This is a genomic window from Thermoanaerobacterium sp. CMT5567-10 (genome assembly GCF_030534315.2).
GTDB lineage: Bacteria > Bacillota > Thermoanaerobacteria > Thermoanaerobacterales > Thermoanaerobacteraceae > Thermoanaerobacterium.
Genome location: NZ_CP130558.2, coordinates 1,150,668 through 1,164,058, shown reverse-complemented (window position 1 = coordinate 1,164,058; position 13,391 = coordinate 1,150,668). Strand labels below are relative to the sequence as shown.

Sequence of the window (13,391 nt, the reverse complement as noted above, 5' to 3'; positions counted from 1 at the left end):
AATCAATTTATTTAGAAGGAGCTGTTAATTATGAACGAAGTTGTGAATTTTTTAAGCGAAAATCCTGTTCTATATCTTGCTACAATAGGAAGAGACGGTAAACCAAAGGTTCGTCCATTTCAATTTATGCTTGAAAAGGAGGGTAAGTTGTTTTTCTGTACGTCAAACCAAAAAGAAGTTTACAAGGAAATTAAACTGAATCCTTATGTTGAGTTTTCTACAACAAACCAAAATAATGTTTGGATTCGAATTTCTGGACGAATTAAATTTTCAAATGATTTGGAAGTGAAGACTACAATCATTGAGCACAATCCCCTTGTAAAATCAATTTATAAAACTCCTGACAACCCAATTTTTGAAATTTTTTATTTAGATGATGCGAAGGCAGTTATTGCTGATTTTTCGGGTCAACCTCCTAAACAATACAGCCTTTAAACCTAATAAAATAATTTCCATTTGATACTTTTATCCATGAAAAAATGAATTTAATTAGGGAGAAATGAAGGAAAAGGGTTGGAATTTAAATCCAGAAAGAATATCAAAGGGATAGTTGCAAAGCCTTGTAAATAGAGGTCTTATGACAATTATCCCTTTTTTCTTTAATCATTAATATACTGTATTTGTCAAGTGAAAATATAGTGTAAAATTTTATTAGGTCAAAAAGCAGGAAAACGGCGGTTATATGTAGAAAAAAAGACATCACCATCCTCCCAATAGGATGAGTTAAAAAAATCAATAGGAAGGTGGTTTGTGTCAAGTAGTTGTTGGCACTTTTTTCTTTAAATAGTTGTTAAACAGCAAGATATCACATCCTGAAAAATTAAGATTAATTAAGCTGACTTATCATAAAAAGTACAAAGATTAAACAATCACTAAACAGGGTTTTTACTTAAAAATTCACATTATACAATCTATAAGATCATATTATTCTAAAATATCATATACATATAGCTTTAAGTATATTCATTTTTGGGATTTACGCTTTTTGGGTAAATGCCATCTTGAATGTATTTTCTCCCCCGGATTAAACCGGGAGAAAGTTGTTTTAAAGTATGGACCCATGGATATATCAGATTGCCAGCAATCATTAGGATGCTCCATTTCAAAAGTTCTCCTGTCTTTTGTGTTCAATGCTGATGTAGAAATTTTAGTTTTGCACAGATTCTTTGAACTGTAGATAAAGATACCTTGTCAAGCTCGATAAACTTTTTAGCTAAAAGTTCCTGATAGATTGATTTAGTTGATCTTCTTGGATTATCGAGTTTTAGATTTTTAATATAAGCTTTAACATCATCAGTTAAAACTCTTGAAGCACCTTTGTCGCATCTACTTTTAGGGTATAAACCTTCAAATCCATATTTTCTGTAACAGTAAAGCCACGTCTTAATTGTATTAGGAGAGAATTTTCTTTTACCTAATGAAGGCACATCATAAACTTTAGAAGTAATAACCTCCATATATTCTTTTGCAGTTTCCTGAGTGTAATTTTCATTGATAAGCGGTGCTATCAAAGAAAATTTAAAGTAAGCAATTTTTTGTTTAGCATCATTATCCATGTCTAAAAACTTCCTCAATTTAATTATCAGTATTATTGACTGGATAATGATGGTACATTCACAAAAGTTATGTGGTGAAATAAAATGCGTCGATAAAGACACCCCTGCAGTAATAACCATGCCTATACAATTTACCATTGTAATTGCAATTAGGACATCCAGATGGTGTATCTATGTACAAATATGATTCATTTTCGATATATTCATGTATATTTTTAACTGGAAAGGCTATAATTATCATTATGATACCTTTCTTGGGGTGGTAATTAATTTTACCGTCCCATTATTTTTTTGTATAATTGTAGGCAAGATTAACCAATCTTATACATGAATATGAAAATTAATTAGTTTTACATAACAGATAAGGTCAAATTATTTTGCTTTTTATGGTGCTTTTATATTGAAATAATTTGCTGTATAACAATTTATGGTTCATTTCTATATAAGACAAAGTTTTTAAGCTATATCATATAATTCAATGCAATTATGGTAGTAATTCATACTCGCTAGTAGTATACTAGTAGTATATTATAAATTAAATTATAGGAAGGAGTTTTTGAGAAATGAAATATGTTCTATTGACAACGATATCTTTAGTTGTATTAGGTTTGATTGTAGGTTTTATTGTTCATGGCCTAAAGAAAGGGGCTTCAGGTTTTAAGATAATGCTTTTAGGGTTAAACATTACTTTGTTCGGAGGAATAATTGCAGTTGACCCTAATTCTAATCTTGGTGGTATTGAATATTTAATAGCTCTTTCAGGCTTATTAATTTCTATTATAGGTCTTGAGAAAAAGGATTAACTTCAATTAAGCGGTCTTTTTATACATTATGGTGAAATAAGTAAGGTGTATTAGTTTTATCTGAATATGCTCTCATGGAGGGCAGGTAAGGCTTCCGTTTATAGGCGGATTAATGTGCCTAATCAGAATTTTTTCCCTCAATATACATAAGAAGAATACAAAAGAGGCAACTGCACTATGACTGTAAGCAGGGGGCTTGGAAACAGCATTATTCCCCAAAGGCTTTTCAACCATCCAGAAATTGCTGTTTTGATGCTGACAAAAGAAAAGTAAGTAGCATTTGTTTGAGGGATAGTAAAGGCAAAAAATGATATTATATGAATGAGCCTATAAATATAGATGTACAATGCTATATTCTACAGGCTCATTTTTATGTAATATTAAATCAACCCATAGTAGCATCCTTTAGCTCGTTACTTGGCTCAGGTTCCAGTTTTTTGATAAACCCATATAGCATTTTGATAATTTAATGAGTCTTAGTTCCAGGGCATCATATTCCTCTTTGATTATATATTCATTCATCAGGTCTATGTATATAACTAAAATAAACTCCACTCCATGATAATAAAGTTTGTTCCAAAATCCCGCAGTAAATGCAGGATAACTCCTGTTTTGCTGCAGGGGTTGCTTTTTGGTAGGGGAGAGGGATAAGGCGTAAGGGTTAAGGAGAATAGATAATGTTAATAAATTGGATAAGAATATGAGATTTTAGAACGGACTTTATTATCTGGTAGAAATTAGGATACAGAAAAATCAAGGGTTTAAGGGGTGTGGGTGGAGGAGAGATTATTCTAAATATACATAGTTAGTGGCAAGGATTTTTTGGGTTAAGGAATAAGGGGGATGTTATAGAATAATAAAATTGACTCTGTGATAATAAGTCAGTTCTATGATAATAAAGAGGGTTCTGTAATAATAAAGTAGGCTCTATTGTAATAAAGTTAGTTCTTTAAAGAGAATGATGCTGTTAGTGCTTTCATAAACGGTAAGATTTTATTAAAATAAAACTTAATTAAATTGAAATTTATTGTTATTATATTTATGTGTATGGATATTAAAAATAGAAGCCGATTTTGATAGTAAGGCATTTTGATAATAAGAGAGGTTTATTAACATGGTTTTGTGGGGAATTTTCATTAGTGCTTTTTTAATAGGCTTTTCAGGAGCATTGATGCCTGGGCCTATGCTGGGGGTCACAATTGACGGCAGTCTTAAAAAAGGGTGGACAGCAGGCCCGTTAGCAGTATTAGGACATGGAATCCTGGAACTTATATTAATTATCATCATGACGTTCGGACTTAAAGATTTCTTCTCTAATCCGACAGTTGCAGGATTTATCGGATTATTTGGCGGTGCTTTTCTTGCATGGATGGGCTATGGAATGATAAAATCTAGTATAAATAAGTCAGTTTCTCTGGAGAATCAAAGAGCAGGGAATAGTGCAGGCATGAGAAATCTTGTATTGGCAGGAGCACTTGTAAGCGCTACTAATCCTTACTTCATTCTCTGGTGGGCGTCAACGGGGATGGAATCAATACGCCAGTCTTATACTTTAGGGTTAATTGGTGTTTTGTTCTTTTTTATAGGACATATTTTATCGGACTTTGTATGGTATTCAGCAATTTCCACGGCATTTTCCAGAGGCAAGAAACTGATAAGTGATACTGTATATCGCTGGATTATTTTATTGTTGGGCATATTTATTATAGCATTTTCAATATATTTCATAGGCAGCGGCTGGAAAATGCTTCAAACCTGATGCTATAATTTCAAGGTGGATCTGATGAAAAAGATGCTATTACCTCGTAATAGATTTAAAATTTAAACTGGAGGTCAAACTCTATGAAATCAATGCTTTTTGAAATTAACAAGAAAAGATGGTTGACGCTATTTTTAGTAGCATTATCAGCAACAATATTTAGATTGATACTGCAGGCTTTTATCCCTTCAAGCGGTAGTAATCCTTTTCCTCCGAGTGCAATCGTCAAAGCAGGATTATTAATCCCCTCATTTACGATTTATGCACTAATAACCTATTTTTTATTAGCGGTAGTATTCGTCATAATACAGGGTCGTCTGCCAGGAACAAAGATTAAAAAAGGTTTAATGTTCGGTTTTTTATTCTGCATGATGTGGTGTATATACTTATTTGAGCCTTTACCTCACGTTTCAAGCACATCACTGACCGAACTTTTTGCTTATCCAATAGTGGATGAATATCACTTGTATTTTTAGGATTGCTGTTAGGAAAATTCGTTGCTGCAGATTCCCAATTGTCAGGGAAAGTATACATTAATCTTAACATTGTACCGTTAATGGCAATACCTGTATGTTTCCTGGTACTGAGAGTATTTTGTTATAGTATAGTTCATATTTATTCCTCTTTTACTACCAATCCGTTAGGAACAATGATATGGGCAGTTGCATCAGGTATTTGGATAGGGGGGTTATATTTATTTCTCAGACAAGGCATTAAGATAGAATCTCCCATAGTGAAATCACTATTTTTTGGCATTATAGTCTTTGGAATTAACCTTTTTCTTTTCAATTTTTTCATTACTTTGGTGTTCGAATCAGATATTGCTGATTTAATCATAAGAACTATGGTAGACATCATATCTGTAACGATAGGAGTCTATATTTATGAGAAAGTTCATTTCCTCATGATTTTGGCTCACAACAAATAGTGAGTATTCAGAAAATGCAAATAGTTAATATCAATGTAAAATAGAGGATGACAATATATGTCCTGTGTGTAAAACATCAGGAGTAAAAGTAAAAAATATTACAGTCAGGCATTTGGTAGATGATACGCTGACAGAATTCGTCACAGATACAGATTATTATATATGCATGAATGAAGAATGTGATATTGTCTATTATAATCCACAATCAGGTGTTAAGTTTGATAAGCAGCAAGTGAAAGTACCTGTATGGTTTAAAAAAGACGCTAATCCTAAATATGCCTGCTACTGCAGCAAGGTTACAGAGGAACAGGTAATAAATGATGGTGCAAAAACCGTTAAAGATATTATAGAAATTACAGGGGCGATGAAAAAATGCCCAATGTGAAAAGAATAACCCTTTAGGAAAATGCTGTCATGAAATAATTCAGAAGGCTATAGACAAAGGATTATCCATGAAATAAGTGCAGTTAATATTTAATACTGCATTTTTTAGTGCGCCCGGCATGGGCGGTAACTTGGCGGTGAAAGTCCGCTGTGGGCGAGGTTACGGGAACCACTAGCTGAACCGCAAGGGTGTCCATCGTGAGGTGGAATCTGAAGGAAGCGGTAGGCAAAATCTCGGTCTGATGAACAAAAACCAGATGAGAGGCTGAATTGGGGCGGACGAGTTTGCTAAACAAAACGAAGTCCAACACTACCCGAACCCCATACAGTAAACTTAAAGATAGACGAGATGAAGGTTATCGTTCTTACCCGGGGAGGTCTCAAGGACAAGTCATTAAAGAGAACTCTGAAATGACAACCCATACAGTGATGTATGGCTGAACCTTGAGAAGTCAGCAGAGGTCATAGTACTTATCTAGTCATGAATAGATAAGGAAGGACCGAACATTAGGAGGTTTTGGAAATCTTATGAACTCGAAAGATATGCAGTTCTTAAGACAACTCAACAAAGAGGCTATCCGCTCAATCAAGAAATGGAATTTCAAGAGAGAGGGGAAGTGCATAGTATATCAACGGCGTCAAAAGATAGAAGAAACAATGTACAAAGATACACCAGTAATATGCTTGAAATGATACTAGACCGAGAAAACATGAAAGAAGCATACAAGCGTGTAGTTGCAAATAAAGGAAGCCATGGAGTCGATGGGATGGAAGTATATGAACTTCTACCGTATCTCAAAGAAACTTTAAACCATAAAGCAACAATTACTGGAAGGAAAGTATAAACCACAACCAGTGTTGAGAGTAGAAATACCAAAACCAGATGGAGGAACAAGACTACTAGGAATACCTACAGTACTAGACAGATTAATATAGAAACCAAATTAAAACTAAAAGTCAATGAAGCAAAAAGTGCTGTAGATAGACCATGGAAAAGAAAATTCTTAGGATTTTCGTTTTATACAAAAGAAAACGAAGCAAGAATAAGGATTCATGAAAAATCCATCAAAAGGTTTAAGGAAAAAGTAAGAGAAATAACCAATCGAAACAAGGGAATAAGCATGGAATACAGAATACGTAGATTGAATCAGATAACGACAGGATGGGTTAACTACTTTGGATTAGCAGATGCGAAAGGAATAATGAAAACCCTTGACGAATGGATAAGGCGTAGACTAAGAGCATGTATATGGAAGCAATGGAAGAAGATAAAAACAAAGTATGACAATCTATTAAAATTAGGATTAGAAAAACAAAAAGCCTGGGCATACGCCAATACGAGGAAAGGCTACTGGAGAATATCCAATAGCCAAATACTCAGTATGACTCTTACAAATAAATACTTCGAAGACATAGGTTATAGAAGTTTATCAAAAAGGTACCTAATTGTACATTAAATCTTAATGAACCGCCGTATACCGAACGGTACGTACGGTGGTGTGAGAGGACGCTGAATAAAATAATTATTCAGCTCCTACTCGATTTAACATTTAGGTATTTCACTTTTTACTTTTTCCATGAGAATCCTTATGGTGGGGATATTGTTCATGAAGAGTTAATATTTATCTGGTTCTATTTCCTGTTGAATCTGATTTAAATACTTCTCAATTGTTTGAATGTAAGAAAGAGATAAGGAATCATATGTATTAGGATAAAGGAAAGAAATGACCAATGTAGTTACTGCTTTATTTATTTCTCCTGAAACCTTATTTCACAGAATATCCTTTACAACCTGTTCGAGGTAGTTTAGTTCTATTCTAAGAACTTCCAAATTTATCATTATAATCGCTCCTTCGCACAAAATTTTCAGGTATTATAAAGGAAAGGACATTACAAATCAAAAAATCAGTGCAAAAATTTTATTTAAAGAATAAAAATTTTAATTGCCCTTTAAGGTGTCAATTAAATAAACATGGATATAATATATATAGAAGTTAAGAATTGGAATTGTGCTTGAAAAAATCAGAAGGAAGTGATATCATAAAGATAAGAAAAGCAAGAAAGGGGTTGTATAAAATGGCAATGGTAGTTAGTATTAAGGATTATAAATCAAATCAAATACCTAAACGTCATGATGTTTCCACTCTTGATATGATATTCAACCCCGTTAAGAGAAGAAAGTTTTATGCAGATATCGATAAAGACTATGTAGAAACAGATGATGAAAAAGAGATTTTCGATGAAATGACTAAAAGGCGGAGGGGTGAGTAAGTTTTGCCCTGTCCAGCGCTGCCGAAAAATCCACAAAAGAGTACCCATTTTGAGAAGGGTTGCATTCACTGGTTTGATTTAACTGGTAATAGTGACCCTTCGATTGCTTCACAAAAGGCAAGACCATTTATAATTATTAGCAGATATAACCCTAAATCAAGCAGAGTTATTATTTGTCCAGTGTCAGACATGATACACTATTTAGAAAAAGATACATATGGCAATATAATACAACCGCCAAAATTAAAATATCCTTATCACGCACCATTGTATAAAAAGGATTACCCTTTCCTGGATAAAGATAGTGTAGTACTTCTTGACCAGGTATATACTGTATCAAAAGATGAACTGTTTGAAGACTGGTATATGGGACAAGTTGTAAACACAAGGGAGATAGATGAAGCAATTTTTTATAACTATGATTTGTTTGCGTCTATTAATGAGGTTATTCAAGATTTGCTGAATTCCATTGAAAATATGCATAGAGAAAAATACTCTAGAAAGTAATTTAAACTAATTTCAAGAATAGAAAACCAAGGGCTAATCAATAGGATAAGTTCTTGGTTTTATTATTTTTATATGAGGATTTCAACAGACATAATTGTTTTTATTGCGGACAGTAGTTAAAGGCCACTATGGAAGTAGACCATTTCATACCCTGGGTGTTCGTAAGGGGTGATAAACTCTGAAACTTCGCATTAAGTTGCAGGCATTGTAATCATAGTAAAATAGATAGATTATCGGACAGAAATTATATAAGAAAACTACTTGACCAGAATAGCCGTTCTGACAATATATACATAGTTAATAAGGAATATAAGATTTATCACCCTGATAAATTGCCGAAATGTATAATTGTGCCGAATTAAATGGTTTTGAAAGTGGGCGGGTGCCTAAGAACCATAAATGACTAAAGACGATGTTATCATTGGCAAGAGTATTTAGATAAGTATTTTTATACAAGACTAGGGGGAAAATTATGTTCTATAATTCTAAATTAGAAATAAGTAAAGAAGTATGGTCTCAAATACTCACAGACAGAGAAGTTACTACGGAATCTGACTTGAATATTCTAAAAATTGTGTATGAGAGTAAAAACCATGAGATAAGAGCATCTGAGATAGCCTCAAGGTTAAACATTCCACATTATGGGCTAATCAACTTACAGATAAGCAGATTTAGCAAGCGTGTAATTCATAAAACAGGAGTCCAGCCACCTTTAAGAAGAGACGGAAAACCTAGATGGTGGCATGTTCCTTTTTTAGGATATGAAAAAGAAGGAAAATTTCCTTGGATTATGCGTGCTGAACTGGTAATTGCCTTTGAGGAAGTTTTTGGTCAAAGTAATACTGAATTAGTTTATTCTGGAGAAATTACTATTGATGATATCCCGTCTTTATCTGAAGGTACAGTAAGACAGGTTTTTGTTAACCGTTATGAAAGAAATAGGAAAGCAAGAAATATATGTATCGACTATTATGGTAGTAAGTGTGCCGTTTGTGGTTTTGATTTCGAGAGGACATATGGACCAATTGGTAAGGATAAAATTCATATACACCATCTTGTACCCTTATCCAAGATACAAAAGGAATACGAAGTAGACCCTATACGAGATTTAAGACCAGTATGTCCTAATTGTCATCTTATAATTCATAGTAAGAGAGAACCATTTACAATTGAAGAGGTAAGAGAAATGATTAGTATGACATAGAACAATACTGGCATTTTAAGAATTGAAAGAGTAATAGATATTTTTTGATGTGGTTAAATGAATTAAATTAAGGATGTACAATATATTTAGGAGTTGTGATTAGAACATGGGTTACTGATAGATTAGTAATATTTACAAATAAAATATTATAATGGACCTGACAGATTTCACCATGTGCGCTATAATCATTTCATAAATTAACAAAGGAGTTGGTTATAGATGAAAAAGATGATGAATATAATTTTTAACATAGTAATACCTACAGTGGCTGGATACACAACATTTTTTCTGCTTTTCTACTTGTATCAAAAACTATTTTTTGAATATAGGTGGTGGTTTGCAATCATACCGTTTGTAATAGTTACAGCGTTTATCACAAGGGACAACCTGAGAGAGTGGAGGGTGATAAAACAGCAGGGGTAGAAAATCAGGATTAAGGGAATAAGGAGATAAGGTCAAACTTACCCCTTATCCCTAAATCCTTTACATATAGAATAGAAAATATGGAAGCAGGTTAGGAGTTATGAAATATGCAATAATAAGTCTAATAGTATGTATCACAATTGTGAGCATTTCTGCAATAATAGGCATTATAAAACGAAAATAGAAAGTATTATAGATAGCAAAAAAACAGGCAATATGAGCCTGTTTTTTAGTCTTAAACTAAAGTTAAATTTATTTTAATAATCTGCTATAGCATTAATACTTTTTTCCAAATCCTCTTGTCTCACTTTAAAATAAATAGCACTACTTTCTATACTTTCATGTCCTAAGAGATACTGTACAGTATTGATATCAGTATTGGGTGTGTTAAGAATTTGAATTGCAAAATGATGTCTGAACATATGGGGATGAATTTTAATATTCGTGTCGTTTTCCCAACGCTTTAGCATTTTAAAGATTCCAGAACGGGTAAAGGGTTGTTTTCTTTCACTAATTTAGGAGATATTCAGAGTTTATAGAAGACTTGTTCCTAATTTCCAGATATGAAGTAATAGCCTTTCTAACATCTAAATGAAGGGGAATATTCCTTTCTTTCTGGTTTTTACCTATAACTCTTAGATTTCCAGAACGTTCATTTATGGTTATGTCAGCAAGGCGGATATTTATAAGTTCACTTACCCTGACTCCAGTTTTAGATAACAACTCAAAAATTACTATCCATAAATCCTTCTGACTTCTATATACATATCGCTTAATTTTCTTAAATTCAGTGTCAGAAAAATTTTTTGGAGCGGTAGGTTTATTTGTACGTATCTTCTTCATGTTTTCAGCAGGGTTGTCTTTGATAATGCTATTGCTTTGAAGAAAGAAAAAATACTCTTTTAGTGCAGCAATCTTATTATTAATAGTAGATGCTTTTTGACGCTTGATATTCAGGAGATAATTTCGATAGTCCCTTAAGTCCATCATGATTACATTTTCTAGGATAAACTCCTCACCATATGATTCAACGTAGTATTTGATAAAGCCTTTGATATTAGCAGTATAGGTTGATATAGTTCCAGAGGATTTATCGCTTTTATTTAAATAATCTACAAAAGCATCCAAGTAATATTCCTTAGTACCCATGACTAAACTCCTTTCCATAAACTTTACCATGATTTTAAGAATATCTAAGGTGAATTTCAAGTTTATATACCAGGTTGATTTCAGGTTTAAAAGTAAGACTAAAAAGTTTTGTGGACAATTTTTAAGGGCTTATTGCATCAAATTAAGGCAATATCACATCTGATTTTTATTGTTTTTTCCACAAAATCCCGTTTTTGTTGACAGGTTTTGTTGAAATATATGGAAATGTGTAATATAATTTATGTTAAAAAGAGGAATAAGGAACAAGGGGGAAATAAATATGTACATTAGTAAGTTGCGTATTAAAAATTATAAATCTTTCTTAGATTCAGGATATATTGACTTTAAAGAAAATATTTTTGCATTTATAGGTCAAAATAATACAGGGAAATCAGCAATTTTAGACTCAATACAAGCATTTTTTCCAACCTGTAAAAAAGGAATTTCAGGTGAAGATTTTCATAATGGCACTAAAGAAGATATAGTAATAGAATTGTGGTTTAAAAATGTTGATGAACCCTATTTAGAGGCAAATATTTATAAGGATAAAATAGACAAACAAAATGAAAAGATAAATGAGGCGTATGATTTATACAATAAAGAAAATACAGATACTAACTTAAAAAAGTATGAGACGCAGAAAGAGAAATTAATAGAAATTAAAACTAAAGAGTTAAATGAAGCGATAGAAAAATATGGAATAGATAACGAAGAACTCTATATAAAAATGGTGGCTAAAAAGGGCAGTAGTATCAATAAGAAATATTACAATAAAAATGATGAAGAATTAAAAGAAGCAGATTTAAAGAAAATACTTCCTCAAATCAAAGTAATACCTGCTTTACGTGACCCTAAAAATGAAAGTACAGCAGGAAATAATTCATATTTAAAAGATTTAATACAGATGTTAGATGATGAATCCAAAACAGATATTATTTTAAATGATAAGCCTCTTACATATAGTGAATTAAATAATGTATTATCTCAAGAAACTAAAAAAAGATGCAATGACTTAGCACAAACTATTACTTCTTACTATAATGATGCAATTGGTAGCAAAGATTTTAAAATAGTTATAGATGCTTCAGTTAATATATCTAAAGGTACTCAATACACTACTACTATTATAGATACAACTACTGGAATATCAAATGACATACTTAATTGTGGGACAGGATATCAGAGTATGATAATACTATCAATACTTGAGGCATATGTACAAATTTCACAGTCTAATACACAGTATATTTTACTCATTGAAGAACCAGAAGTTTATTTACATCCTAGACTACAAAGAAAGATGATTGATACTTTATTAAAGATTTCAGAAAATAACCAAGTTATTTTTTCATCACACTCACCAATAACGGTAAGTAAATTAGCAAGTAATAATATAAGACTTGTAGAAAAAAATAATGGTGAGACTAAAGTACTAAGCATAAGTCCCAAAAAAGTAATAGATGAGTTAGGTATTAAACCTGACGATATTTTATATAGCAAGGGAATTATCTTTGTAGAGGGTAAAGATGATATAGAAATTATAAGTGAATTAATTAGGAAAATAGACGAAAACATGGTCGATAAGATAAATATTATACAGGCACACTCATGTGAAAATTTAAAGTTTTATGCTAATACTGAATTATTAATAAACACCAACTTTAGTGTTCCTGTACTAATTTTGCGGGATGCGGATATAAAGAAACCAGATGTTTTAAGGGATAATCTATATGAGGAAATTGCTTTTACGTTATTAAATGAACCTCAGTATGCAAATTTTGATGAAAAAGATTTAGAATATAAAAAAGAAAAACTAAAAGAAAGTATTCATGTTTTAAATGAACATTCAATTGAATATTACTTTATTGAAAATAATTTTTTACAAGAATTTGCATCTGATAACATAGAACTTGAATATGCAATAAAATGTTACGAATGTCAATATAGAAAACAATTGGAAGAAGCGATAAATGGTAATAATCAAAAGAATAATTTTGAAAGTTGTTTCCAACCTAAAAGATTTTTAGAAGGATTCCCTGATGTGAAGGAGAGGGATAGGGAAAAAAAGGAACAATCATTGAAGAATAGGTGGTTTAAACTATCAGAGTCATGTAATTGTACCAACGATTATAAGATTGATAATTATTTAAAGGTAAGAGATGAAATCATTAAAAATATAAAACAATTTTACATAGAAGGAAACAATTTTTATCAGTACATAATTAGAAGTAATGATTTAAATATATTAAAGCGAGGGAAATTAAAAGAGATTATAATACTGCTTGAAAGATTCATTGAAAAAATGAAGTAAATTGCTGAGAATTTTATATGAAATGTTGGTTAAATATTGAGCAGAAAAGTTATTATATCAATATGAGAGTAGAGTTTTGATTTTTGTCTTGAAGGT

The 13,391-nt window shown here is 31.8% G+C and carries 15 protein-coding genes and 3 pseudogenes; 13 read left to right on the top strand and 5 right to left on the bottom strand.

The genetic code is table 11. From position 1 onward, the window contains the following. The first annotated feature begins 30 nt into the window (after window positions 1–30). Window positions 31–435 (top strand): pyridoxamine 5'-phosphate oxidase family protein, encoded by a 405-nt coding sequence (locus Q2T46_RS06015; protein ID WP_303263841.1) that lies wholly within the window; start codon window positions 31–33, stop codon window positions 433–435. Between the two features lie 692 nt (window positions 436–1,127). Here the strand turns inward: Q2T46_RS06015 and Q2T46_RS06010 are convergent. Together Q2T46_RS06010 and Q2T46_RS06005 are read right to left on the bottom strand one after the other, a co-directional pair. Continuing rightward, window positions 1,128–1,556, bottom strand: a complete 429-nt coding sequence (locus Q2T46_RS06010) for a helix-turn-helix domain-containing protein (RefSeq protein ID WP_303263842.1) — start codon at window positions 1,554–1,556, stop codon at window positions 1,128–1,130. Window positions 1,557–1,623: 67 nt separating this feature from the next. Then, a complete protein-coding gene (locus tag Q2T46_RS06005; protein WP_303263843.1) occupies window positions 1,624–1,797 on the bottom strand; it encodes a hypothetical protein in 174 nt (57 codons plus the stop codon). Between the two features lie 322 nt (window positions 1,798–2,119). Between Q2T46_RS06005 and Q2T46_RS06000 the strand changes: the two genes are divergently transcribed. The 4 genes and pseudogenes from Q2T46_RS06000 to Q2T46_RS05990 all read left to right on the top strand — a co-directional run bounded on the left by Q2T46_RS06000 (window position 2,120) and on the right by Q2T46_RS05990 (window position 4,594). Then, complete coding sequence (locus tag Q2T46_RS06000; RefSeq protein WP_303263844.1) at window positions 2,120–2,359, top strand: hypothetical protein; 240 nt, start codon at window positions 2,120–2,122, stop codon at window positions 2,357–2,359. 70 nt (window positions 2,360–2,429) lie between these two features. Continuing rightward, a pseudogene (locus tag Q2T46_RS15545) lies at window positions 2,430–2,632 on the top strand (metallophosphoesterase); the annotation flags it as partial. A gap of 841 nt (window positions 2,633–3,473) precedes the next feature. Beyond that, window positions 3,474–4,118 (top strand): LysE family transporter, encoded by a 645-nt coding sequence (locus Q2T46_RS05995; protein WP_303263845.1) that lies wholly within the window; start codon window positions 3,474–3,476, stop codon window positions 4,116–4,118. A gap of 83 nt (window positions 4,119–4,201) precedes the next feature. Further along, window positions 4,202–4,594 (top strand): hypothetical protein, encoded by a 393-nt coding sequence (locus tag Q2T46_RS05990; protein WP_303263846.1) that lies wholly within the window; start codon window positions 4,202–4,204, stop codon window positions 4,592–4,594. A gap of 139 nt (window positions 4,595–4,733) precedes the next feature. Here the strand turns inward: Q2T46_RS05990 and Q2T46_RS05985 are convergent, their stop codons facing one another. Next, window positions 4,734–4,916, bottom strand: a complete 183-nt coding sequence (locus Q2T46_RS05985; RefSeq protein WP_311062364.1) for a hypothetical protein — start codon at window positions 4,914–4,916, stop codon at window positions 4,734–4,736. Window positions 4,917–4,920: 4 nt separating this feature from the next. Here Q2T46_RS05985 and Q2T46_RS05980 point away from each other — a divergent pair, with 4 nt between their 5' ends. From Q2T46_RS05980 to Q2T46_RS05950, 7 genes and pseudogenes are all read left to right on the top strand, one after another. Next, on the top strand, window positions 4,921–5,046 hold the full coding sequence (locus tag Q2T46_RS05980; RefSeq protein ID WP_311062363.1) for a hypothetical protein: 126 nt from the start codon (window positions 4,921–4,923) through the stop codon (window positions 5,044–5,046). Between the two features lie 40 nt (window positions 5,047–5,086). After that, window positions 5,087–5,507: pseudogene (locus Q2T46_RS05975) on the top strand (Csac_0668 family 2Fe-2S cluster-binding (seleno)protein). 451 nt (window positions 5,508–5,958) lie between these two features. Continuing rightward, window positions 5,959–6,887: pseudogene (locus Q2T46_RS05970) on the top strand (group II intron maturase-specific domain-containing protein). Window positions 6,888–7,431: 544 nt separating this feature from the next. Further along, window positions 7,432–7,701 carry a hypothetical protein gene (locus tag Q2T46_RS05965; protein ID WP_303263847.1) on the top strand — a complete coding sequence of 90 codons (270 nt, stop codon included), beginning with the start codon at window positions 7,432–7,434 and terminating at the stop codon, window positions 7,699–7,701. Between the two features lie 3 nt (window positions 7,702–7,704). Continuing rightward, a complete protein-coding gene (locus tag Q2T46_RS05960) occupies window positions 7,705–8,208 on the top strand; it encodes a type II toxin-antitoxin system PemK/MazF family toxin (protein ID WP_303263848.1) in 504 nt (167 codons plus the stop codon). Window positions 8,209–8,680: 472 nt separating this feature from the next. Then, window positions 8,681–9,412 carry an HNH endonuclease gene (locus tag Q2T46_RS05955; RefSeq protein WP_303263849.1) on the top strand — a complete coding sequence of 244 codons (732 nt, stop codon included), beginning with the start codon at window positions 8,681–8,683 and terminating at the stop codon, window positions 9,410–9,412. A 219-nt stretch (window positions 9,413–9,631) separates the two neighbouring features. Then, entirely contained in the window at window positions 9,632–9,835 is a 204-nt protein-coding gene (locus Q2T46_RS05950; protein ID WP_303263850.1) for a hypothetical protein, read from the top strand. Between the two features lie 257 nt (window positions 9,836–10,092). Here the strand turns inward: Q2T46_RS05950 and Q2T46_RS15540 are convergent, their stop codons facing one another. Next, a complete protein-coding gene (locus Q2T46_RS15540; protein ID WP_399388553.1) occupies window positions 10,093–10,350 on the bottom strand; it encodes a tyrosine-type recombinase/integrase in 258 nt (85 codons plus the stop codon). After that, the gene (locus tag Q2T46_RS05945) at window positions 10,346–11,002 is read right to left on the bottom strand and encodes a tyrosine-type recombinase/integrase (protein ID WP_311062362.1); all 657 of its coding nucleotides are present in this window, start codon (window positions 11,000–11,002) and stop codon (window positions 10,346–10,348) included. The genes Q2T46_RS15540 and Q2T46_RS05945 overlap by 5 nt, the downstream gene beginning before the upstream one ends. Window positions 11,003–11,264: 262 nt before the next feature. Here Q2T46_RS05945 and Q2T46_RS05940 point away from each other — a divergent pair, with 262 nt between their 5' ends. After that, window positions 11,265–13,295: an ATP-dependent endonuclease gene (locus Q2T46_RS05940; RefSeq protein WP_303263852.1), complete on the top strand. Its 2,031-nt coding sequence runs from the start codon at window positions 11,265–11,267 to the stop codon at window positions 13,293–13,295. The last annotated feature ends 96 nt before the right edge of the window (window positions 13,296–13,391 follow it).

Bases quoted from the DNA above. Each gene is read 5' to 3' on its own strand.
- Q2T46_RS06015 (WP_303263841.1), top strand. From the start codon at position 31: ATGAACGAAGTTGTGAATTTTTTAAGCGAAAATCCTGTTCTATATCTT.
- Q2T46_RS06010 (WP_303263842.1), bottom strand. From the start codon at position 1,556: ATGGATAATGATGCTAAACAAAAAATTGCTTACTTTAAATTTTCTTTG.
- Q2T46_RS06005 (WP_303263843.1), bottom strand. From the start codon at position 1,797: ATGATAATTATAGCCTTTCCAGTTAAAAATATACATGAATATATCGAA.
- Q2T46_RS06000 (WP_303263844.1), top strand. From the start codon at position 2,120: ATGAAATATGTTCTATTGACAACGATATCTTTAGTTGTATTAGGTTTG.
- Q2T46_RS05995 (WP_303263845.1), top strand. From the start codon at position 3,474: ATGGTTTTGTGGGGAATTTTCATTAGTGCTTTTTTAATAGGCTTTTCA.
- Q2T46_RS05990 (WP_303263846.1), top strand. From the start codon at position 4,202: ATGAAATCAATGCTTTTTGAAATTAACAAGAAAAGATGGTTGACGCTA.
- Q2T46_RS05985 (WP_311062364.1), bottom strand. From the start codon at position 4,916: ATGAAAAAATTGAAAAGAAAAAGGTTAATTCCAAAGACTATAATGCCA.
- Q2T46_RS05955 (WP_303263849.1), top strand. From the start codon at position 8,681: ATGTTCTATAATTCTAAATTAGAAATAAGTAAAGAAGTATGGTCTCAA.
- Q2T46_RS05950 (WP_303263850.1), top strand. From the start codon at position 9,632: ATGAAAAAGATGATGAATATAATTTTTAACATAGTAATACCTACAGTG.
- Q2T46_RS05945 (WP_311062362.1), bottom strand. From the start codon at position 11,002: ATGGAAAGGAGTTTAGTCATGGGTACTAAGGAATATTACTTGGATGCT.
- Q2T46_RS05940 (WP_303263852.1), top strand. From the start codon at position 11,265: ATGTACATTAGTAAGTTGCGTATTAAAAATTATAAATCTTTCTTAGAT.